This window comes from Streptomyces sp. NPDC042346 (assembly GCF_055581845.1).
Genome location: NZ_JBVJEH010000002.1, coordinates 73878 through 95299 on the forward strand (window position 1 = coordinate 73878; position 21422 = coordinate 95299).

The following is a 21422-nucleotide window of genomic DNA, read 5'->3' on the forward strand; positions in this document are numbered from 1 at the left end:
TGCTCCTACCGTCGAGTGCGTTCGTCCGTGGCTGCGGCCGAGGGACGCGGCGAGGACCGGGCTGTGGCGCGGTGCCCCCACGGGGCGCTCGCTTCGATCGCTGGGGAGGACAGCCCCAGCGCGGCGTTGTGCTTGCCGTCCTGCATGTGGTTGAGCCAGCGCTCGTACCAGCTGAGGAAGTCCTGTGCCGAGGAGACGTTCGGAGGCCAGAAGCCGTCCGCGTTGCCGGTGACCACACGGCCGGCAAGGGGACCGGTCACTCCGATGAGACACAGATCGCTGCATCCCATCTCGATGATGTGGAGGAACAGATCACCTTGCAGCGCGTCCGGGTGGTCCACATGAGTAAAACCCCGTGGGCTGCCATCCGCCGGCTTCCGGTTCATGGTGAAAAGCCTGCACTCATCCAGGGGAAGAAGACCGTAGAAGGGGCCGGCACCGCTACCTCCGAGTTCGACGAGGAACGCTCGGTAGGCCGCCGGCAAGAGAATGCGGTGCTCCGTCTCGAAGGCGTCGGCTCGCGCAGAGCTGATACGTGGAGCGAGGCGGAAACGGTGGCCCTCTCCACGCACGGAGTGGCTGCGCTGCACCTGGTACGGCATCTTCGCCAGCTTGGCGCGTATACGGGGTATGCGGGAGTCCATCGGAGGATCTCTTCTCTCGTCTCCGAGACCCTATCGATCAATCCGGCAGAGACAGAGGCAGAGACAGCGCCGTCGACGGTCGAGACGAAGGCGTCCTCTGCCGTCATCCGCCCTCCAGCGGCAGCTCCGCGTCCATCGCGTGCCCGTGGCAGGCCGGAAGGCGTCAGTTCGCGCGGCAGAAGGTGCGAACCGCTGTCGTGAAGGCCTCCGGCGCCTCCACGTTGCTCATGTGGCCCACCCCGGGAATCACCACCAGCTCGGCGTGCGGGATCGCGTCCCGGAAGGCGTGGGCGACGTCCAGGGGGGAGCGGGCGTCCCGCTCGCCCCAGAGCAGCAGGGTCGGCACGGTGATCCGGGGCAGCAGGTCCGTCTCGTCGGCCTCGGCCATCAGGGAGAGCTGCGCGGCCATGGTCTCCGGCCGTACGTCCCGGTTCATGGCGTCCAGCAGCGTCGCGAAGCGCTCCGGCGGGCCGTCGGCGTAGAGCCCCGGCAGTGTCGGGTCGATGTCCTCCCGGGGCTCCGCGAGCATCCGCCGCGCCCCCGCGACCCGCGCCGCGACCTCCCCTGGTGGCAGGGAGCCCTTCCAGCCGGCGTACGTGTCCACCATCAGCAACGACCGCACCAGTTCCGGCCGCCACCGGTACAGCTCCAGGACCACCGTCCCGCCCCAGGACAGCCCCGCGACATGGGCGGGACCGAGCCCCACGTCCTCGATCACTGCGGCGAGAGCGCCCGCGAAGTCCGCCAGCCCGAAGCCCGCCGGCAGCCCGCCGGACCGCCCGGACCCCGGCTCGTCCCAGGCCACCACCGTGAACTCGTCCGCCAGCGCCCCGACTTGCGGCTCCCACATCCGCCCGTCGAGCCCGGCCCCGTGAACGAGAACCACGACCGGCCCCCGCCCCTCCCGCGTATAGGCGACGTCGACGCCACCGACCCGCACCACAGCCATACCACCAGGCTAGAGCGTGTCTTGTGGACCAGCGACCCCTCAGCCGCGCGCCCAGACGCACCTGTCAAGCGGTAGTACGTCAGGACCCGGACGGGCCGGATCGGCCGGGTTCGGACGCTCAGAGGACCACGTGGCCCGTGGTGGAGGCGGCTGCGTCCCGGGATGTCGTTCGGTCGGTCCCCGGATCCTGCGAGGCGCCGGCCCCGAGGCCAGGAGCGGAGCTGAGGAGCAGGGGGCGTGGTCTCCGCTTTCGGAGCCGAGACCACGACCCTCCGCCCTTCGCCACTCCCCCGGTGGCGGCCCGCAGGCTACTCCGGAGTGGGCTCCCCTCGGAGCGCTTGACCGACATGGGCCGGGCTCAGCCCGATCGCGCGGGCGATCGTCTCCCTGTCGACGCCTCGCGCATGCGCGGCACGCATGACGGCGTTCCGGCGGGCGACGAGGGCCCGGCGGCGCTCACGCGACGCGACCGTCCGTTGGAGAAAGCGCGCCCAGTGCAGGAGCGCACGGCCGGTCCATTGGGTGAGGGGTCGGGGTTCGGGTGCGGTCGGATTGGCCAACAGGTCCCCCTTGCGGTCGACACGGGTGTCGCTACCGAAGGTGACGGGCCGCCAGGTCCGGCCACAAGGGCGCAAAACCAGCCGTCGCAACAGGTGGGACGGCTGGGAAGATCGGCCGTATGCGTGAGTGGGATCCCGGTGATATGAAAGCCGCCGCGGCAGCCAGCACCTCCAGCTGCACTTGGCGTACGAGGGCGTGATCTTCGAGCCTGCCCGTGTCGACCGCTCGTCCGCCGCGGCGGGATGCTCTGCCCGTGCTCGCCGCACGCGACTGCATCGTTGGGACTACTGCGTTCTCGGCCCTGCGGAGGACGATCCCGCCGAACCGCCGCGAGAGGGTTGATCCGTGCGAACAACCATCGGATACACCGTCGAAAGCATCGGCTACGTCGTAGGAGCCCAGGGGCTCGTCAGCTTCGCCTCGCAGACCTTCTTCGGCACGGAGTGGGGCTGGCTGCACAAGATCGTCGACCTTCCGTCCAGCGCGTACCTCGGCTTCGTCGCCGTGGGGCTGGCGCTTGTCGTCGGCGGGGTGAAGACGCGCAAGACACCCCAGCGCCACAAGGCCGTCGCCTGACCGGCGTATCTCTCAGCCCGCAATGCCCAACCGGCAGGGACGAAGCTCGGCCACCACGGGGGCACTCCGCCTGGGCACGGAGGGATGGCGGCGCCCTCCCCGAAGATCGAGAGGACGCACCAGACCCGCCGTTCACCGTCGGCCACGGGAAGCACCGGATCCGCACCGCAGGACGGAACCCGGGAACGGCCCCGGCCCTCGCGTCAGAGCCCTGACCTGCACCTTCACGATGCACACCCTTGAGTGGCGGTCAGGTCAGACTACTTGCCGGTCCCCCCGAGCTGTGCCGCCCACGGGTAGTAGACGAAGGAGAACGCCGCCGGCGCCCCGGTGATCCTGCTCCCGAGCCAGACGTCGTTCGTCAGCTGGATGCCGGAGAACATCGGGTTCGTCTCGTCGTGCAGTTTCCGCTCCATCTGCACGACCAGCTGGGAGCGGGCGCTGTCGTCCTTCGTGCCGACGGCCTTGGCGTAGAGCGCGTCGATGCCGTTGTAGCCGGACTGGTTGAAGGTGCCGCCGGTCACCGCGGTGAGGCCCAGCCAGTCGAGCGGGTTGGGGATGTTCGGCCAGAACTGCGTGTACAGCAGGTCGGTGCTGCCGCGCGTCGCCGGGTCGTACAGGTAGTTCGAGTAGCCGGTCGCGGGAACGACGTCGAGCTTGAAGTTCAGGCCGATCCTGTCGGCCGCGTCCTTGATGGCGACGCCCAGTTGCTGCGTCTCCGGCTGCTGCGGAACCACGAGGCTGATCTGCTTCGACTTCACGTCGCCCGGAACTCCGGCGAGCAGCTTCTTCGCCTCCTCGATCTTCGCGGTGCCGTCGGTCTTGACCGAGTCGGCGTACGTGGTCAGGTCGTCCTTCGCGAAGCCGTACACGGCCGGCACGGTCTGCAGGGAGACGGGGGTGCCCTCCCCCGCGTACACCTGGCCGCCGATGCCCTTCCAGTCGATGGCCGTCTGGAGCGCCTTGCGTACGTCGGCGTTGCCCATCGCGCCCTTCTGGTTCGCGACCACGAGGGTGACGGCCAGCGGCGCGGGGCCCGAGTAGAGCTTGCCCGCCGGGGATGCCTTCAGCTGTGTCAGCGCGGCCGTCGGCGGCTGGTACGTTCCGTCGATCTGGCCGGAGAGCAGGCCGGAGGTGATCGCGGAGTCGTCGGTCAGGAAGGTGAAGTCGATGTTCTTCACCTTCAGCGGCAGCGCCTTGTTCCAGTAACCGTCGTGGCGGCTCACACTGATCGACTGGCCTTGCGTCCACTTGCCGTACTTGTAGGGGCCCGTGCACATGACGCCGACACCCGGCGTACCGACCTTCTTGCCGAGCTGCTCGTAGAACTTCTTCTGGACGACGACACCGGCGTAGCTCGCCAGTTCGTCGTTGAAGAGGTAGTCGGGCGTCTTGAGCTTGACGGTCACCTCGTCGGCGCCCGTCTTCGCTATCGAGGCGACGTTCGCGTACAGGTAGCCGTAGAAGCTCGACTTGTCCGTCATGTTGTGCTGCATGCTCCACACGACGTCGTCGGCGGTCATCGGCGATCCGTCCCAGAAGGTGACGCCGCTGCGGAGCTTGTAGACCCAGGTCGTCGGATCGGGGTTCGTGTACGACGTCGCCAGGTTGGGTTTGATCCGGAAGTCCGGCGTCTGGACGAGGGAGGGTCTCGCACATGTTCGAGTTGATCATGTTCGGCGTGTAGTCGGCCGACTGGAAGGGGTCGACGGTCTGCGGCTCGCCCTGGAAGACGTTCCAGGTGATCTTGTCGACCGAGCCCGAGCCCGCCGGCGTGAGGGTCGTCAGCGCGTCGGAGGACCCGGCCGTTCCGGTGCTGGAGGGGCCTGAGGAGCAGCCGGCCAGCGCGAGGGCGGCCGCGGCGGTGACGGCGAGTGCCGCCGTCCGTCCGCAGGGGCGGGGAGAGTGCATCGCGGAACTCCTGTTCACTGTCTTGCTGTGAGGGTTTCGGGGTCCCACCCGCTGCGGGGGACGCTGTCGCGCAACAAGCGGGTGTAGGGGTTCTGAGGGTTGTCGAGCACGTCGGCGGTGGGTCCTTGCTCGACGACGGCGCCGTGGCGCATGACGATCGTGTCGTCGGTCACCTGGCGGATGACGCCGAGGTCGTGGCTGATGAAGAGGTAGCTCACGCCGCGTTGGTGGCGGATGTCCGTGAGCAGGTTGAGGATCTGCGCCTGGATCGAGACGTCCAGGGCGGACACGGCCTCGTCGAGGATGAGGACGGCCGGGTCGGCGGCGAGCGCGCGGGCGATGGCGACGCGTTGGCGCTGCCCTCCGGAGAGGGCCCTTGGCAGGGCCGCGAGTTGTCGGTCGTCGAGTCCGACGAGCTCGGCGAGTTCGCTCACGCGCTGCCTGGTCTCGTCGCGGCCGAGGCGGAAATGGACACCGACGACTTCCGCGAGGCAGTCGCCGATGCGCTGACGGCGGTCGAGCGAGGTGTACGGGTCCTGGAAGACGATCTGAATGTCCCGGCCTCGCTCGCGGCGGCTTCGTGCGGAACGCGCCGGCTGGGTGCGGTCCTCGCCCCGGAAGGTGATGCGGCCGCCGGAGGGGCGCTCCAGGCCGATGATCATCCGCGCCGTGGTCGTCTTGCCTGAGCCGGATTCGCCGACGATGCCGAGGGCACCGCCCGGCGCCAGGGCGAAGCCGACGCCGGCGACCGCGGTGGCCTCGGCACGCCCGTGGCCGAACGTCTTGGTCAGGTGCTCGACCACGAGCAGGGGTTCGGTCATCGCTGGACCTCCTCGTCCGAAGGGGAGCCGACGTGCTGGGTGCCGATGTGCTTGGAGCCGACGTACTCGGAACCGGTGCGCTCAGAGCCGATGTGCTCGGAGCCGACGTGCTCGGAGCCGACCTCTGAGCCGACCTCTGAGCCGACCTCGGAGTCGATGCGCTCGCCTGCCATCCGGCCGCGAAGCGCGGGCATCCGGACGCATCGCGTGTCCGACGGACCGATCTGCAGCAGAGGCGGTACGCCCGACCCGCACGCCTCTTCCGCGAAGCGGCAGCGCGGCGCGAACGCACAGCCGTCCGGCGCCTCGTAGGCGGTCGTCGGGTGACCGGTGATCACGGGCAGCCGGTCGACACGTCGGTCGATCTCGGGGCGTGCCTGCACCAGTGCGGCGGTGTAGGGGTGAAGTGGGTCCGTGTGCAGCCGCACCGACGCTTGGCGCTCCATGACCTGTCCGGCGTACAGCACGATCGTCTCGTCGCATACGGCGCCGGCGAGCTCCAGGTCGTGGGTGATGAAGAGCATCGCCATGCCGTACTCGCGCTGCATGCGTCCGAGGATCGCCATCACTTCCGCCTGGGTGGTGACGTCGAGCGCGGTGGTCGGCTCGTCGGCGAGGACGAGCCGGGGGCGCGCGGCGACCGCGGCGGCGATCATCACCCGTTGCAGCAGGCCGCCGGAGAGCTCGTGGGGGTACTGCCCCAGCCGGCGCTCCGGGTCCGAGATCCCGACCTCGGCGAGCAGCTCCTGTGCGCGCTTGCGGGCCGCGGTCTTCGGCATCCGGTCGTTGGTGCGCATCGCCTCGGTGAGGAAGTCGCCGATCGTGCGTACGGGGTTGGTGTGGGCCCGTGCGTCCTGGAAGATCATCGCGACGTCCTTCGCGCGATAGGCCCGCAGGGCGTCGGTGCGGAGGTCGAACACCTCGGCGCCGGCGAAGCGGACACCGCCGCGGACGTCGGCGCCGTCGGGGAGCAGGCGCGCGATGGTGCGCACCGTCATCGACTTGCCGGAACCGGACTCGCCGACGAGGCCGAGGGTCTGTCCGCTGTCGAGCGAGAACGAGACGTCGCGCAGCACGGTCCGCGGCTCTCCTGCCACGGGCAACTGGACGGTCAGGTCGTCGACTTCGAGAAGTGCGTTCACGAGCGTGCCTCCCAGCGTTCTGTGAGTCGGTCGCCGAGGATGTTCACGGCACCGACGGTGGCGACGATGAGCGCGCCGGCGAGCAGAGCCTCCTGCGGGTGCTGCCGCAGCACACCGGTCATGCCGGTGCCGACCATCGCGCCCCAGTCCGACGTCGGGGGCTGCATGCCGAGGCCGATGAAGGAGAGACCGGCGAGGTCCATCAGGGCGAATCCGAAGGCAAGCGTGGCGTTGGCGACGATCAGCCCGCCCACGTTGGGCAGGATGTGTCGCAAGGTGATCCGCAGCCCGTGCACGCCCTGGACCCGCAGTGCCGCGATGTACGGCAGTGAGCGCTCTCGCAGTGCGGCGCTGCGCACGATCCGTGCGATGTACGGGATGTAGGCGAGGGACAGTGCCGCTACGGCGGCCTCCAGGCCGGACCCGAAGAGGGCGGTCGCCAGGATCGCGAGCAGCAGGCCGGGGAAGGCGAACACGGCGTCGACGACGCGTACCACCATCTGGTCGAGCCAGCCGCCGAACCACACGGCCGCGAGCCCGAGGAGCGACCCGAGGAACGTCGAGATCAGCACGACGAGGAAGGGCCCGATCAACGCCGTACGGGAGCCGTGGACGAGGCGCGAGAGGAGGTCTCGTCCGTTCGCGTCGGTTCCCAGCAGGTGCTCCCCGCTCGAACCCTGGTAGGCACCGGAGAGGTCGACGGCGTTCGGATCGTGCGGCGCGAGGAGAGGTGCGAGGACGGCGAAGGAGACGACGAGTCCGAGGACGGCGATCGCCCCTCGGCCGGTCAGGCCGATGCCTGTCGTACGACGCGTCGTCAGCCGGCCGGCCTTTCCGTCCTTGAGGCGTCGCACCGCTGCTGTGGTGCTCATGAGTCCTTCTTCCCGATCGACACGCGCGGGTCGAGCAGTGTGTAGGCGATGTCGATGAGGGTGTTCAGCACGATGAAGGCGGCGACGTACACGAGGCAGATGGCCTGGACGACGGGGAAGTCCTTCTGGTGCACCGAGGTCACGAGGAACTGGCCGAGTCCGCCGAGCTGGAAGACCTGTTCCACGATGACGCTTCCCGCGATCAGGCCCGCGGCGGTGAGACCCGCGACGGTGAGGACCGGGATCGCGGCGTTGCGCATCACGTGTCTGCGGACGACGACCCCGCGGGGCAGTCCGCGGCTGATCGCCGTCTGCACGTGGTCGGCAGACAGCTCCTGTCGGATCGCGGTCTGGGCGAGTCGCGCGACGAACGCGACGGACGCGAGTGCGAGCGCGACCGACGGAAGAACCAGGTGGTAGACCGCGTCGAGGCCCGCCTGGCCGGCTCCGAAGACCGGAAACCACTCCAGGTCGACGGCGAAGACGATGATCAGCACGACGGCTCCGACAGAGGTCGGCACCGCCATGGCGGCGGTCGCGCCGGCCATGGCGGACCGGGACAGCCGGCCGGGCTTGAGACCGGTGAGCGTGCCGATGGCCAACCCGACCACCAGGACGATCGCGGCGGCCATGAGGACGAGCAGCGTGGTCGTGGAGGCCCGGCTTCCCACCAGCGACGCGACGGGCTGGTGGTAGATGATCGACGTGCCGAAGTCGCCCTGCGCCACTCCGCCCAGCCACGACAGGTACTGCTGCCAGACGGGGTCGTCGAGGTGGTACTCGGCCGTGATCAAGGCGAGTGCCTCGGGGCTCATGGTGCGCCCGTGCGTGAGATACGTGAGCGGACTTCCCGGTGCGGCGTAGAGCGCTCCGAAGACGACCAGGCTCGCGATGAACAAGGTCACGGCCAGTCCCGCGACGCGCGTCGCGATGAACCGCGGGATCTCTCCGGCGGGTCGCCGCTTCGCCTTCGCCTGCCCTGATCGCACGGGGGCCGTCATGCTCGCGTGGCTCATCGGTTCACCTCCGGCTGCGCGTGGACCACTCGGCCGCCCACGACCGTCCGCAGCACTCGCGTGTCGAGCAGTTCGTCCAGGGGGCGGGTGAAGATGTCCCGGTCGAGAACGATGAAGTCGGCGTACAGCCCCTCGGCGAGACGGCCGTGAAGGTGGTCGGAGCGGCTTGCCCAGGCGGCGTCGCGTGTCGCGTGCACGATCGCGTCCGCCAGCGGCAGGGCGTAGTGCGCGATGTTCGCGGGCAGCGAGGGATCCAGTGCCGAACGCCGTGTCGCCGCGATGAACATGTTGGGCAGCGGTGCGTGCGGCGAGGTGGGCGAGTCGGTGCCGAGGACGAGTGTGGCTCCGGCGTCGGTCATCTCGGGCCACGGGAAGCCGCGGTCGACCCGCTCGTCGCCGAGGACGCGTCGCCAGTTCTCCTGGATGGCGGGATCGGCGTGCACGGGCTGCATGCTCGCCGTGATGCCGAGTGCTGCCAGGCGGTCGATGTCCGCGGGGTCGACGACTTCGAGGTGCTCGATGCGGTGGCGCCGCTCCTTGGGGCCGTTGAGGGCGACGGCGTGCTCGACGGCGCTGATCGCGACCCGGGTCGCCTCGTCGCCGATGGCGTGCATGGCGACCTGCAGGCCGGCCGCGTCCGCGGCGGCCACCACCGGCGCGAGTTCGGCGAGGGTCCAGATCGGGTCGGCGTTCGTCCCGTTCGCGTAGGGCTTTCCGAGCGATGCGGTGCACCCGTCGACGGTTCCGTCGACCATGACCTTGATGCCGGTCACGCGCAGGTACGGGGTCGACCGTCGGGTGGCGAGTTCGACGGCGCGCTCGACCTGGGCGAGGTTTCGGCCTTCGTCGCCGGTGGGCTGGACGCTCCAGAACGCGGCGATCCGGGTGGTCAGGGCGCCCCTCGCGTCGGCACGACGCATCGCCTCGTGGTCGGCTTCGCCCAGCGCCATGTCGGTCGAGCCGGTGATCCCGGACTCGGCGTACGCGGCGAGGGCGACCGCGAGGGCCTCGTCACGGTCGGAGTCTCCGGCGAAGGCGTCGAGTACCGGCCACACGAGTTGGTGCATCGCGGTCTCGTCGACCAGGCCGGTGGCCGCGCCCCGCTCGTCCCGGTGGACCGTGCCGCCCGGCGGGGACGCCGTGGTCTCGTCGATGCCGGCTTCGGCGAGGGCTGCCGAGTTGAGCCAGATCGAGTGGAAGTCGTACGCCTGCGCGTAGACGGGCCGGTCGGCGACGACGGTGTCGAGCATGCCCCGATCAGGTACGCCGCCCGGGATGTCACCGTGCTTCCACCCGGTGGCGAGGATACGAGGTGCGTCGGGGTTCTCCTGCGCCCATGTCCGGATGCGCCGCTGGATCTCCTCCACCGTGTTGGCGCCCCAGAGGTTCACCTGGCCCGCCGCCTCGCCGGTGCCGACCACATGGGCGTGGCCGTCGACGAATCCGGGGAGTACGGTCGCGCCGTCGAGGTCGTGGATCAGGGCGTCCGGTCCGGCCACGCGGGCGGCGGTGGCCTCGTCACCGACGTAGGCGAGACGGTCGCCCACCACGACGAGGGCCTCGGCCCAGGTGCGTCGGTCGCACGTGAAGACACGGGCGTTGCGGTAGAGATGCGCGGGGAGGGGAGCGGGGATGGTCACGTCGTTGTCCATCGGGTTCCTCAGAACTGGTCGAGGCCCTCGCGGGCCGCGGTGTCGGGGTTGCCGGTCCGGTAGTCGAGGGCGAAGCCGGGAACGTCGAGAGATGCCGTGAGCAACGTGCCCCACTGTTCGTGGCCCGGCCGGGATGCGTCGGCGTGGACGCACACCACTGCCGCGGCGCCGTCGCTGCCGCAGAAGGCGGCCGCGCGCTCCGGCCCGGAGTGACCGGTCATGCTGCCGCGTACGGCGCGTGCGTGCTCGTACCGCTCGACCGACATCGATTCCGGGGTGCCGGAGTCACCGTCGGCGAGGCCGGGGTCGAGGAAGTGGTTCGTGTGGATGACCCAGCCATCGGTGTCGGGCTGCACCACGGCGAGTCCGGAGGGCGACATCTCGATGGAGGCCGCGGCGGCGCGGCCGTCCCGGTAGGTGACGACGGTCAGCACGGTGGACGCGCTCAGGGGCGCGGAGGCGATGATGTCGCGGGCCTCCGCAACCGTCGTCGCCTCCTCGAGGACGCGACGCGCGACGGCATGGACGGGCACGCCGCCGGTCGCGTCGTCGGAGCGGTGCCGCAGGATGTTGAAATGCAGGCCGAGGCCGGCGTCGTTCACCCCGATCTTCGCGGCCGTGCCGAACTCGGTGAAGAGCTTCACCCGGCGCCCCGTCCCGGTCACCAGCGACAGCAGGAGACCGTCAGGCGTGAGCGAGTCGTGCCAGTCCCACGTCTGGATCGTCTCGGGTGGGCCGCCGACGGGCGGTACGTACACGGCGGTCGTGCACTCGCCCTTCCCGGACGCGGGCGCGGCGGCGAGTACTTCCGTCCGTGCGCCGACCGCGGCCACCTGCCACGGCTCGATTCCCGACGCCTCGGCGATTCCGTCGGCCTCCTCGGCCAGGCCCGGGGACCAGTCGCGCAGGGCGTCGTAGCTGTGGGCGGAGATGTCGCGAACCGTCGTTTCCGGAACGCCCAGAACCTTGAAATGCGCCAGGTAGCGGGCGCTGACGTCACGCACCTGGTCCGCGTAACGCGTGCCGATCTCGCGGCCGCGGTCGTGGGGGTCGGTGGTGGTCGTACGCAGTGTGTGCAGCTTCATGTTGCTCTGAAACCTTTGCCTTGTGAGGCCCATCACAGAGAGGGACGGGCGACACGCTAGGTAGGTAAAACGTTTAATACAACGGTCTTCCTCGCGTCACTTTCCGCTCCCCTGTTCCCCTGTTCCCCTGTTCCCCTGGAGGTCGCCATGGCTCGGTCGAAGGGCGTCACCATTCGCGACGTCGCCCAGCGGGCGGGTGTCTCCGTCGCGGCGGTCTCCATGGCGCTCAACGGCACCGGGACGCTGAGCGCCGCCACGCGGCTGCGCGTCCGGGCCGTCGCCGAGGAGATGGACTACCAGGCCGACGCCCTCGCGCGCGGCCTGCGACGTTCGTCGGTCGGGGCGATCGGCCTCGTCATGCGATCACTGGACTCGCTGGGCGAGTACGCGCCGCGGGGCGTCGACGTGTTCGCCCGCTACATCGGCGCCGTCTCGGCGCAGGCGATGAACCGCGGACTCAGCGTGATGCTCGTACCCGACCCGACCAAGCGGCCGACACCCCCGCTGGCACTGTCGCTCGACGGGTACATCGTGACGATGCCGCACGTGGACGACCCGGTGGTGGAGCTCCTCGAACGGCGCGGCATCCCGTACGTGACGCTGGGACGCGACCCCAGCCGCCCGGAGTTCACCGACTGGGCCAACGAGGACGAGTCCGCGAGCTTCCGGCGGATCTACGAGCACTTCGCCGCGAACGGCGCCCGGTCGATCGTGCTGTTGCGCGGAACCGACCCCAATGCCTGGAACATGGACAGCGAGGCGACGTACCGCGCATGGTGCGAGGGCGTCGGGATCACCCCGCGCGTCCACATGTCGGCCGAACGCGCCGGCGAACGCGGTGGCGAGGACGTCGCGCACGCGATCGTCGACGAAGGGGTCCCCGACGCGATCCTCTGCCACACGGGCCGCCAGGCGGCCGGCGTGCTGGTGGGCCTCACAGCTCGCGGCGTCTCCGTGCCCGACCGGACGATGCTCGCCGCGGCTTCCGACTCCGAGCACACCCGGCACAGTCGCCCCGCCATCTCGGCGGTCGAACTCCACGCCACGGAAACGACATTGGCGCTCCTCGACCTCCTCCAGGCCCGCATCGCGGACGAACCCGGCGCAGGCCCGGTCCTCACCACCTCCCGCTTCCGAATCCGCGCCTCGTCCCGCCGCAACCACCCGGGCGCCTGACGGCTGGTCAGGCGGGGACGCGCGCTCTCCGACTCGGCACCGCAAAGGACGGACGGCTGCCGACCGGGACATCGACACCACAGACGCCCTGCCACCGCTTCGGATCCGCAAGCGCGCGGTCGGGCTGAGGTGGGGAGCCCTACGCTCACGACCATGGATCCTCAGATGGCATTCGGTGACGACCCGTTCCCCGCCGGCGAGCCCTGGGATGTGGTGTTTGACGCGTTGTGGGTGTCGCACAGCGAATTCTGGCTGGTCGCCGGAGCCGGACCTCGCGCTGACGTCGTGAGCGCGATTCCTGAAGGTGACTCAGTAAAGGGCAATGGGCAGGCAGTCGGTGTGCCCACGCTCAGTCCTGGTACATGGGTCGCCGTTGCACTCTCCGTCTGGGAGGACCCTGCGCCAGACGGGAAAGGTGTCCTGCTGGGCACGTCCCGTATTGAAGCGCCTGACAGAGAGGTCTCACTCGTCAACGTGGAGGGACGGGAGCCCGGACCTGTCTTGGTACTGCCTGAGGCGGACGACCATCAGGTGAGGGTATGGCGGTGCCCCGACAGCCCTGAGCGATACGACATCCGACTGTGGCCATGCCCCACCCCGGAGTGAGGCGCGATGGCTCTTCGACCACGAGGCGTACGCGAACCACCAGGACTTCCCGATCTCCCAAGCCGAGATCGTACCCTTTCGGGTCAAGGCAACGCGGGCTCACCGCAGCAGCCGGAGCGGGCGGCAAGAGAGCTGTGCCCCCGCCTCGTACGGGACCGGCGTTGGCCCGCCTCCAGCGATGGGGGCGCGACGGTTGCCGCGCCCCTGATCACTCAGTGCCTCGTGGTCGAGCCACTCCTCAGAGCTGGGTGATCGGGCGCATCGCGAGCCCCTCGGTGCCGGCCCAGCCGTTCACCCGCGCCGCGTCGTCGACGGAGACCCTGTCGAGGCCGTCGGGCAGGTCGAAGATGAGCGTGCCGCGCAGCTCGGTGCCCTCGCCGGCGACCAGGGTCGCGGTGAAGCGGTCGGACTGGTCGTACTCCGCCTCACCACCCTCGTCGTTCCCGAAGACGTACAGGCCGGCGTATGCCTTGCCGCCCCCCTCGACGACGACGGGCTCGGTGTCCGGCTCCCCGAGCGTTTCGACGATCGGGGCGTCGTTGCCGGCCTTGAGCCGGACCTGCGGGGCCTCGTTGAGGACGCACGGCGTCTTCGCGTTGTTGGTGACGGTCAGCAGGAAGTGACGGGGGGTCTCCCCGCGCTCGTCCTGGAGCTCGACCGCGGTGGTGAGCCCGTCCGCCTTGCAGTCCGCGTACTTCGTGCCGTTGCCGCCGCCGGTCTCGCCGCTGTCCCCGGTCTCCGTGGCCGTCGGGCTACTGGTACCGGTGCCGGTACCGGAGTCTCCCGTGGGCGCGGTGGTCTCCGGGGCACTCCCGCCTGCCGACGCGGAACCCGAGGGGGCCGCGGTCGACGGGGCTACGGTCGAGGGGGCAGCGGTGGTCGGCGGCGCGGCAGCCTGGTCGTCGCCCTGGCAGGCGGTGGTCGTCAGCAGAGCCGCGACCACGGCCGCGCCCAGGACAGCGCCGCGCAGGCCCCGACGCGGTGAACCGTCTCTGACCGTCTTCGAGTTCATGCCGTTCTCTCTTCCCCCGTGACCGGCCCGAAGCCGGCCCGTATGCAAGCGACATCGCTATTGTTGCCGCTCGGGGAAGCCGGTTCACCAGCATCCCGCGACTGTTACAGCCCTCGTACGAACCGGCAGTCATGACGTGACCTGGTCACGGAAGGCCTCTGGCCGGTCCTCTTCCGATTCGGTCGGCGGCTGTTCGACGTCCGGGATACTGGTCGCCCATGGATGAGGTCAAGGTCGTCGTCGCCCATTCCGAGCGCGCGACCCTGCGCGTCGGCGACGTGTTCCTGAAGGTGGATGCCGATCAGGCGCGCATCGACGTCGAGGTCGAGGCGATGTCCCACGCGCCGGTCCCGACCCCGAAGGTCCTGTGGCGCAAGCCGTCCGTGCTCGCGATCGCTGCGGTCCCAGGGACGACGCTTGGGCGCCTCGGCGGGCCGTCGACCGGGTCGTCGGCGGCGTGGGCCGCGGCGGGCGCCGCCATCCGGAAGCTGCACGACGCGCCGTTGCCGCCCTGGCCGGGCCGGGCCGGCCGGACCGTCGTCGCGCTGGCGGCGGAACTCGACGACGAGTGCGAGTTGCACGTGAGGAACGGCTGCTGGCAGTTCGCTGGCTGATCGAGCACGGCTTCGACCCGTTCGCACCAGGCTGTGAGGTCGACGTGCTGAGATCCCGGGTGTGAGGCCAGGGATCAGTTGGTGACGTCGTTTCGGTTGCCTCCGGCAGTGGTCACGGCAAACCCGGAACAGGAATGAAACTCGGCCACCACGGGGGCGCGCCGCCAGGGCACGGCGGGGTGACGGTGCCCTCCCAGAAGATCGAGACGGCGAACCAGGAAACACCCAGGAGCGTCACCGTGAGGGCAGCGGCATGAAGGGGGACGGTTTCCGAGAAGGGCGCCCACCGCGACCCAGACCAGCAGTAGGACCGTCCAGAGGCCCGGGATGAACAGCCACAGCAGGAAGCCGCTGTTGGCCGCGTTGTTCACTCCCACGTCACAGGCGTTCCACGACCTGCCGAGAAGCATGGAACTGGACACCGCGAGAACCATCGCCACCGCCGCCCCGAGACATCCATGCAGCCGTCGACGTGCCACAAGCCCCCCGTTCACCGTCTGCTGCGACAAGCATCGGCTGTCGATCGACGACGGGGCAACCAGCACACGATGCTCCTGCACTCGTGACGGTGTGACTGCGCAAACTGCTGCCGTCCCGCGCTGGTCGGGGGCTGGTCGTTGGCGTCGGGAATCTGCCAGAGGATGGTGCCCGTTCCTGCTGGACTAGTGGTCACACTCTGCATGTGATGCCCAACTCAGGACGGGATTCATGTCCACAGCAACCACCACTTCTGTCCCCTCTCCTGCACCACCGGATCGCTCGGCCTTGGTTTCCTGGCTGGCTGTGATTTCGGTGATGCTGGGGATCTTTTCGATCGTCACCACGGAAATTCTGCCGATCGGGCTGCTGACCTCGATCGGATCGAGTTTCACCATCTCGGACGGAATGGCTGGTCTCATGATGACCATGCCAGGATTCCTGGCCGCGGTGTCAGCACCCTTGGTCACGGTGGCCACCGGGCGCATCGACCGGCGGGTCATGTTGGGTGTGTTCATCCTCTTACTGGCGCTGGCCAATTTCCTGGCCGCCATCGCGTCGAACTACTGGCTGGTCCTGGTCTCCCGCGTCATGGTGGGGGTCACCATCGGCGGCTTCTGGTCCATCGGAGCCGGGCTCGCCGGCCAGCTGGTGCCTGCCAAGTCCGTGGCCCGCGCTACCTCGGTGATCTTCTCCGCGGTACCGCTCGGCTCCGTACTCGGGGTACCGCTGGGCACTTTCATCGGTGACATCGCGGGCTGGCGGACGGCGTTCCTCGTCATGGGCGGCTTCACGCTGGTCGTCCTCGCCCTGCTGCTCCTGTTCGTCCCGCCGCTCCCCTCCGACCGGGCGACGCGCCTCGACGTCCTCGGCGGCATGCTCCGGAGCGTCAACACCCGCTTCGCCCTGGTGATGACCTTCCTCGTCGTGCTCGCTCACTTCGGCACGTACACGTACGTCACCCCCTTCCTGGAGCAGGTGACCCAGGTGAGTTCGGGTCTCATCACGGTCTATCTGCTCGTCTACGGAGCAGCCGGAGTAGCCGGCAACTTCCTCGGTGGATCAGCTGTGGGGCGCTATCCGCGGGCCACTTTCGGCGTGGCCGCCGCGTTGATCGCCGGTGCGACCCTGCTCCTCCCGGTCCTCGGCCGGTCGGACGTGGGAGCGGTAGCACTGCTCATCGTCTGGGGCGTCGCGTACGGAGCCGTGCCGGTCTGCTCGCAGACCTGGTTCGCCAAGGCTTCGCCCGACTCCCCCGAGGCGTCCTCCGTCCTCTTCACCGCCTCCTTCCAGGCCACCATCTCCATCGGGGCCCTGGCCGGAGGGGCCGTCCTCGACCGCTCCTCACCCTCGACGGTCATGGTGCTGGGTGGATTGGCAGCCGCCCTGATGGCGCTGGTGGCCTGGGCCCACTGGGCGGGGAGGTTCCCCTCGCCCAAGGGTTCCTAGGGCCTGTTGCGAAAGTGCTGGTCACAGCCCCTCACTGTGGACTGCGACCAACACGGTCGCCTCACTTGCAGGCAGGACGGGCTATTGGCGGTTGAGGTTGCGGGTCACTCCGGCGGCGATGGTTGTGGCGAGGATCCAACCTGTTGCGATCAGGAGATAGGACAGCCACTGGTAAGGGCCGGTCGGAGCGAATGCCTTTTCCTGGCCGAAGTCGATGATGGGCAGGAGGAGGTCGAGGGCATAGATGACGGGGTTGAATTCCGGGCCTTTGCCCCGCTCGGCCGCGGGTGGATGGTTCAGTCCGTAGGCGACTGAGCCGAGGAGCAGAAGAGCCAGGAGCCAGGCCACAGCACGAATGGGGCGGAAACCGTAGCCGACAGTGGCGTCCTGGACGTAGCCCCAGAGTTTTCCGTACCAGGGCAGCGTGGTCCGGTGCCGGCGTTGCTTGGCGAGTTGGACTGCACGGGCTTCGGCGTCGTCACCGACGCGGCGGTACGAGGCCGCGAGTTGCTCGTAGGCGTGCTGGACGAAGCCGTCTTCGTCTCGCTCGAGCAGGGCGAGTCGTTGTGCGGCCGGCAGCCGCGGGGCGAGGGTCTCGTACGTCAGGCCCTCCAGACGTACCGTGACGGGCCAGACTTCGGGCTTGGCATGGATGACCTTGAAGTTGGCGTAGTGCATTTTGACGTGGCCTGAGACTGGAGCCGCGTCCCAGAGTGAGAACCCTGCTGCCTCACAGCTACTGATGCCCAGTGCGACACCGCCCGGGTTGCTGAGCCGGGCCTCGATGAAGGTGAGCCAGCCGGTGACCTTGGTGGCGGTGAGTCTGACGCGGCCTTCGGCCACGAGGCCGCCCGCGTTGAGTCTGGTCCCGACCGTCAGGTGGGCGGCGTTGAGGGCATCACCTGGCGAGTTCTTGATGTGGGCGTCTTCGAGATCAAGGGCGCCTTCTATGCGGGCGGCTCCGATGCGGATCTCGCCGTGGGCCACCAGTTGGGGTGCCCAGATGTCGTTGCCGATGGAGGCATGGCTGAGCTGGAGGACGCACCCGCCGTCGGCGCCGAGGCGGGCGCGGTCGAGGAAGATTCCGCCGGAGACTTGTGCGCTGCCCAGCTGCACGCTTCCGGGGATACGGCAGCCAGTGAGCCGGAGGTCGTCGTCGACGCGTATGGCGGTGGCCATGAGGGTGGGGAGGCAGGACGCACTGAGGTCAAGCTGGCGGGTCTGCGCTCCGCGGAAGTCTGGCGGTTGCTCGAAGTGGCAAACGTTCAGGCGGATGGGGTGCGGTATCTCTGCGTGCTGAAGGTTCAGGAGGCCGGTGATCCGCGCACCGGTGAGGTAGAGGGCGGGCACCTCGCCGGGTTCGGACGGACCACCGAGGAGGAGGGTGCGGATGACCTCGGCGCGGACGGTCCGTTCGGGACCCCAGGCGCTGGGTTGTTCGGGGTTCTCGTCCTGGGACTGGCGCAGGTCGATCGGTTCGCCGCGAGGGAATGCCTGACAGAGGCGACGTTCCAGCGAGGTCATTTCCACGATCTCCACTTGCGGGACATTACCCCGTAGGGGCGATCTATTGCGAAAGTGGATCTTGGTTGTGAGTGATCACGTGCTGTGGATCGTGGTGACCTGACGAACAGCCAGTGGGCCCGGCTGGAGCCGTTACTGCCGCACGGCATCAAGCCGGGCCGTCCGCCGGTGTGGACCCGGCGGCAGCTGATAGACGGCATACGGTGGCGGACCCGGACTGGTGCACCGTGGCGCGATGTGCTCGAGCGGTACGGCCCGTGGGACCGGGGTGATGACCTGTTCCGGCGCTGACAGCGGGACGGCACCTGGGCCCGGATCGTCACCCAGCTCCAGGCACAGGCGGACGCGAAGGGCCTGATCACCTGGGAGGTGAACGTCGAGTCCACCGTCTGCCGGGCCCACCAGCACGCGGCTGGGGCGGCGACAATGGGGGATCTCCAGAAGGCGCCGCCCGGAGGGATCGCCGTCGAGCCGGCCGACCATGGGCTCGGATGCTCCAGGGGCGGGCTGACCACCAAGATCCACCTCGCGGTTGAACAGGGGCAAAGGCCGCTGTCCTTTGTGATCACGGCTGGTCAGCGGGGTGACTCCCCGCAGTTCGAGCCGGTCCTGGAGGCGATCCGGGTGCCCCGGCTCGGACCGCGTCGGCCACGCAAACGACCGGACCGGGTCCGTGCCGACAAAGCCTACGACTCCCGTAAGAACCGAGCCTTCCTACGCAGGCACAGCATCAAGGCGACGATCCCGGTCCCTGCGGATCGGCTCCGCAACCGCGAGAAGCTCGGCTCCCGCGGTGGCCGCCCGCCGAAGTTCGACACGACCGACTACCGCGAGCGCCATGCGGTCGAGTGCGGGATCAATCGCCTCTAGCGCCACCGGGCTGTGGCTACGAGATACGAAAAGCTGGCCGTCCGCTATGAGGCGACCGTGTTGGTCGCAGTCCTCAATGAGTGGCTGTGACCAGTACTTTCGCAACAGGCCCTAGCCGCTCCGTGTCAGCTTCCCTTCCGGGGCCGTCGCTGGTGAGCCGACCGGCTTCACTGACCGCGCCTGGCGTTGCCCGAGTAACCCGGCGCCCTGTACCCGCCCTTTGCGCGTTCGGTTAGGCTTACCTTGCCCGGCACACACCGGGCGTGCGGGATCGGGTTCCGGTGCCGCAGGTGGGACCCGGCAGACGGAGAAGGCAGAGGCAGGGCGCAGGTGAGAGACGGTGATCAGGCTCGTGCGCGTCGTGCGCCCGGTGGGGCGGGAACGCCCATGCGCGTGACGGGGGACGCGGGTTTCGGCCGGGCGTCCGGGACGAGGCGTCGTGGATAAGATCGCGCTCACGGCCGGAGCCCTGTACGTCATCATCCTGCTACGCGCCGGAGGTACGTTCGCCGTCGGGTGGCTCGCCGCCGCCGGTGCCCGGCGCAGCAGGTTCGCCGGGCGGATCTCTTCGGCGAAGTTCCAGCGCGCCGAGCAGGCGATCCAACGGTGGGGCGCGCCGGTGGTGGCCGTCTCCTTCCTGACCGTCGGTTTCCAGACCGCCGCCAACTTCCTCGCGGGCAGCATGCGCATGCCGTTGCCGCGCTACCTTCCCGCCCTGTTCGTGGGCGGAGCGGCCTGGGCGCTGATCTACGCGACCGCGGGGCTCGGCGTGCTCGAAGTGCTGGGAAGGCTCTTCGCCGAGCAGACGGCCCTCGGGGTGTCCGCCGTGGCCGTCCTCGTGCTCGCGGTGTGCGGTGTGGTGGTGTACCGGAGGAGAAGGGCCGTCCCGTCCTCCGGTGACACGGTGGCCGACGGATCGTGAGCCCCACCCGCAACGGCAATGCCGCGGCGGGCGCGATGTACCCGGGGCCTCAGCTCTCGTCGGACGTGATCCGTAGGGCGAGGTCGTACGCGAGGGCTGCGGTAGCCCGTCGGCGGGCCGCGAGTGGGTCCGGGTGACGACCAGGAGGGCCGGCGAGGTCAGACCTGCTGGGGACCGCCGGTCGTGGGCGGGTACGTGGGGCGGGTCGGGATCGAGGGGGTTGCCTGCGGTGGGGTGGGGAGCGGGGGGAGGGCGGGGTTGTGGAGCCAGGACGCGAGCAGGGTGTCCACCGGTTCGGTCGCGTACCGGGCCACGTGGGCGGTGAAGGTCGCGGTGGTCACCACGCCCTGGCGGTGTACGCCGGCCCAGTCGCGCAGCATGCGGAAGAAGGCGCCGTCGCCCAGCGCGCAGCGGATCGCGTGGACCGCGAGTCCCCCGCGCTGGTACAGGCGGTCGTCGAACATCAGCTTGCGGCCGGGGTCGGCGAGGATCAGGTCCTGGGGCTGTGAGGCCAGCAACCGGTGTGCGGTGCGGGCCAGTTCATGGGCGGTGCGGCCGCCGGAGCGTTCCGACCAGAGCCATTCGGCGTACTTCGCGAAGCCCTCGTTCAGCCAGATGTGCCGCCAGTCGCCGATGGTCACGCTGTTGCCGAACCACTGGTGCGCGAGCTCGTGGGCGATGAGGCGTTCCGAGCCCCGTACGCCGTCCACGTGGTTCGCGCCGAAGAGCGACAGGCCCTGGGCCTCCACCGGTACGTCCAGCTCCTCGTCGGCGACGACGACCGCGTACTCGCCCAGGGGGTAGGGGCCGAACAGCTCCTCGAAGAGCCGCATCATCGCGGGCTGCCGGGCGAAGTCCCGGGAGAACTTCGGCAGCAGGTGCGCCGGTACGTGGGCGCTCTGCGGCACCCCGCCGAGGCCGGGATCGCCGAGCAGCACGGTCTGGTACATGCCGATGGAGAGGCCGACCAGATAGCTGGAGGTCGGGGCGGTCTGCTCGTATACCCAGGTCGTCGTGGAGGCCTTCGTCGTCCGGGTGAGCAGCCGGCCGCCGGCCACCACGGTGTAGGCGGACGGTGTGTTGACCGAGATGTGGTACGAGGCCTTGTCGGCCGGCCGGTCGTTGCAGGGGTACCAGGAGGGCGCGCCGACCGGCTGGCTGGCCACCAGCGCGCCGTCCGTCAGTTCCTCCCAGCCGAGGCCGCCCCAGGGGCTGCGTACCGGCTTGGGGTTGCCCGACCAGTGCACCTCCACGGTGAAGGCGGCGCCGGCGGGGAGGGGCTTGGCCGGCCGGATGCGCAGCTTGCCGCCCCGGTGGGTGTAGTGCGGCGCCCGGCCGTTCACCTGGACCCGGCCGACCTTGAACTCGGCGAGGTTGAGGGCGAACTCGGTGAGCGGTGCCCGGCCGACGATCGCGCTGAGCCGGGCCGTCCCGGCCAGCCGGTTGGGGCCGGGCCGGTAGTCCAGTGTCAGCTCGTACCGGTGCACGCGGTATCGGGCGTCTCCGTTGGCCGGAAAGTACGGGTCCGACACCGTTGTCCTCT

Annotated in this window: 16 protein-coding genes and 2 pseudogenes; 6 read left to right on the forward strand and 12 right to left on the reverse strand. The window is 69.5% G+C overall.

Annotated features, from left to right (window positions below):
• Window positions 1-5 precede the first annotated feature (5 nt).
• The gene (locus ACZ6K0_RS08995; RefSeq protein WP_469234230.1) at window positions 6-644 is read right to left on the reverse strand and encodes an SMI1/KNR4 family protein; all 639 of its coding nucleotides are present in this window, start codon (window positions 642-644) and stop codon (window positions 6-8) included.
• Window positions 645-807: 163 nt separating this feature from the next.
• A complete protein-coding gene (locus tag ACZ6K0_RS09000) occupies window positions 808-1593 on the reverse strand; it encodes an alpha/beta fold hydrolase (RefSeq protein WP_469234228.1) in 786 nt (261 codons plus the stop codon).
• Window positions 1594-2499: 906 nt separating this feature from the next.
• On the opposite strand from ACZ6K0_RS09000, the gene ACZ6K0_RS09005 reads away from it, so the two are divergent.
• Window positions 2500-2730: a hypothetical protein gene (locus ACZ6K0_RS09005; RefSeq protein WP_376413211.1), complete on the forward strand. Its 231-nt coding sequence runs from the start codon at window positions 2500-2502 to the stop codon at window positions 2728-2730.
• 260 nt (window positions 2731-2990) lie between these two features.
• Here ACZ6K0_RS09005 and ACZ6K0_RS09010 read toward each other — a convergent pair whose 3' ends face one another.
• The 7 genes from ACZ6K0_RS09010 to ACZ6K0_RS09040 form a co-directional block, all read right to left on the reverse strand.
• Entirely contained in the window at window positions 2991-4349 is a 1359-nt protein-coding gene (locus ACZ6K0_RS09010; RefSeq protein WP_469575991.1) for an ABC transporter substrate-binding protein, read from the reverse strand.
• A 306-nt stretch (window positions 4350-4655) separates the two neighbouring features.
• Entirely contained in the window at window positions 4656-5462 is an 807-nt protein-coding gene (locus tag ACZ6K0_RS09015) for an ABC transporter ATP-binding protein (protein WP_469234226.1), read from the reverse strand.
• A complete protein-coding gene (locus ACZ6K0_RS09020; protein ID WP_469234224.1) occupies window positions 5459-6604 on the reverse strand; it encodes an ABC transporter ATP-binding protein in 1146 nt (381 codons plus the stop codon). Before ACZ6K0_RS09020 ends, ACZ6K0_RS09015 begins: the two co-directional genes overlap by 4 nt.
• Entirely contained in the window at window positions 6601-7476 is an 876-nt protein-coding gene (locus tag ACZ6K0_RS09025; protein WP_469234222.1) for an ABC transporter permease, read from the reverse strand. Before ACZ6K0_RS09025 ends, ACZ6K0_RS09020 begins: the two co-directional genes overlap by 4 nt.
• Window positions 7473-8492 carry an ABC transporter permease gene (locus ACZ6K0_RS09030; RefSeq protein WP_469234220.1) on the reverse strand — a complete coding sequence of 340 codons (1020 nt, stop codon included), beginning with the start codon at window positions 8490-8492 and terminating at the stop codon, window positions 7473-7475. The genes ACZ6K0_RS09025 and ACZ6K0_RS09030 overlap by 4 nt, the downstream gene beginning before the upstream one ends.
• Complete coding sequence (locus ACZ6K0_RS09035; RefSeq protein WP_469234218.1) at window positions 8489-10144, reverse strand: amidohydrolase; 1656 nt, start codon at window positions 10142-10144, stop codon at window positions 8489-8491. The genes ACZ6K0_RS09030 and ACZ6K0_RS09035 overlap by 4 nt, the downstream gene beginning before the upstream one ends.
• Before the next feature lie 8 nt (window positions 10145-10152).
• On the reverse strand, window positions 10153-11229 hold the full coding sequence (locus tag ACZ6K0_RS09040) for a C45 family autoproteolytic acyltransferase/hydolase (RefSeq protein ID WP_469234216.1): 1077 nt from the start codon (window positions 11227-11229) through the stop codon (window positions 10153-10155).
• Between the two features lie 147 nt (window positions 11230-11376).
• Here ACZ6K0_RS09040 and ACZ6K0_RS09045 point away from each other — a divergent pair, with 147 nt between their 5' ends.
• Complete coding sequence (locus tag ACZ6K0_RS09045) at window positions 11377-12405, forward strand: LacI family DNA-binding transcriptional regulator (protein WP_469234215.1); 1029 nt, start codon at window positions 11377-11379, stop codon at window positions 12403-12405.
• Between the two features lie 844 nt (window positions 12406-13249).
• Here the strand turns inward: ACZ6K0_RS09045 and ACZ6K0_RS09050 are convergent.
• Entirely contained in the window at window positions 13250-14023 is a 774-nt protein-coding gene (locus tag ACZ6K0_RS09050) for a DUF4232 domain-containing protein (RefSeq protein WP_469234213.1), read from the reverse strand.
• A gap of 218 nt (window positions 14024-14241) precedes the next feature.
• On the opposite strand from ACZ6K0_RS09050, the pseudogene ACZ6K0_RS09055 reads away from it, so the two are divergent.
• Window positions 14242-14702, forward strand: a pseudogene (locus ACZ6K0_RS09055) (hypothetical protein).
• A 643-nt stretch (window positions 14703-15345) separates the two neighbouring features.
• Window positions 15346-16563: an MFS transporter gene (locus ACZ6K0_RS09060; RefSeq protein WP_469234211.1), complete on the forward strand. Its 1218-nt coding sequence runs from the start codon at window positions 15346-15348 to the stop codon at window positions 16561-16563.
• Between the two features lie 81 nt (window positions 16564-16644).
• On the opposite strand, the gene ACZ6K0_RS09065 is transcribed toward ACZ6K0_RS09060, so the two are convergent.
• Window positions 16645-18102, reverse strand: coding sequence for a membrane-associated oxidoreductase (locus ACZ6K0_RS09065; protein ID WP_469234209.1), 1458 nt, complete (start codon window positions 18100-18102; stop codon window positions 16645-16647).
• A 69-nt stretch (window positions 18103-18171) separates the two neighbouring features.
• Between ACZ6K0_RS09065 and ACZ6K0_RS09070 the strand changes: the two are divergent.
• Both ACZ6K0_RS09070 and ACZ6K0_RS09075 read left to right on the forward strand, forming a co-directional pair.
• A pseudogene (locus tag ACZ6K0_RS09070) lies at window positions 18172-19047 on the forward strand (IS5 family transposase).
• A 349-nt stretch (window positions 19048-19396) separates the two neighbouring features.
• Window positions 19397-19879, forward strand: coding sequence for a DedA family protein (locus ACZ6K0_RS09075; protein ID WP_469234207.1), 483 nt, complete (start codon window positions 19397-19399; stop codon window positions 19877-19879).
• Window positions 19880-20037: 158 nt separating this feature from the next.
• Here ACZ6K0_RS09075 and ACZ6K0_RS09080 read toward each other — a convergent pair whose 3' ends face one another.
• Complete coding sequence (locus ACZ6K0_RS09080) at window positions 20038-21411, reverse strand: M1 family metallopeptidase (protein ID WP_469234205.1); 1374 nt, start codon at window positions 21409-21411, stop codon at window positions 20038-20040.
• Between the last annotated feature and the right edge of the window lie 11 nt (window positions 21412-21422).

Coding starts and splice junctions, on each gene's coding strand:
- ACZ6K0_RS09045 (WP_469234215.1), top strand. CDS start 11,377: ATGGCTCGGTCGAAGGGCGTCACCATTCGCGACGTCGCCCAGCGGGCG.
- ACZ6K0_RS08995 (WP_469234230.1), bottom strand. CDS start 644: ATGGACTCCCGCATACCCCGTATACGCGCCAAGCTGGCGAAGATGCCG.
- ACZ6K0_RS09030 (WP_469234220.1), bottom strand. CDS start 8,492: ATGAGCCACGCGAGCATGACGGCCCCCGTGCGATCAGGGCAGGCGAAG.
- ACZ6K0_RS09050 (WP_469234213.1), bottom strand. CDS start 14,023: ATGAACTCGAAGACGGTCAGAGACGGTTCACCGCGTCGGGGCCTGCGC.
- ACZ6K0_RS09040 (WP_469234216.1), bottom strand. CDS start 11,229: ATGAAGCTGCACACACTGCGTACGACCACCACCGACCCCCACGACCGC.
- ACZ6K0_RS09060 (WP_469234211.1), top strand. CDS start 15,346: ATGTCCACAGCAACCACCACTTCTGTCCCCTCTCCTGCACCACCGGAT.
- ACZ6K0_RS09035 (WP_469234218.1), bottom strand. CDS start 10,144: ATGGACAACGACGTGACCATCCCCGCTCCCCTCCCCGCGCATCTCTAC.
- ACZ6K0_RS09015 (WP_469234226.1), bottom strand. CDS start 5,462: ATGACCGAACCCCTGCTCGTGGTCGAGCACCTGACCAAGACGTTCGGC.
- ACZ6K0_RS09025 (WP_469234222.1), bottom strand. CDS start 7,476: ATGAGCACCACAGCAGCGGTGCGACGCCTCAAGGACGGAAAGGCCGGC.
- ACZ6K0_RS09000 (WP_469234228.1), bottom strand. CDS start 1,593: ATGGCTGTGGTGCGGGTCGGTGGCGTCGACGTCGCCTATACGCGGGAG.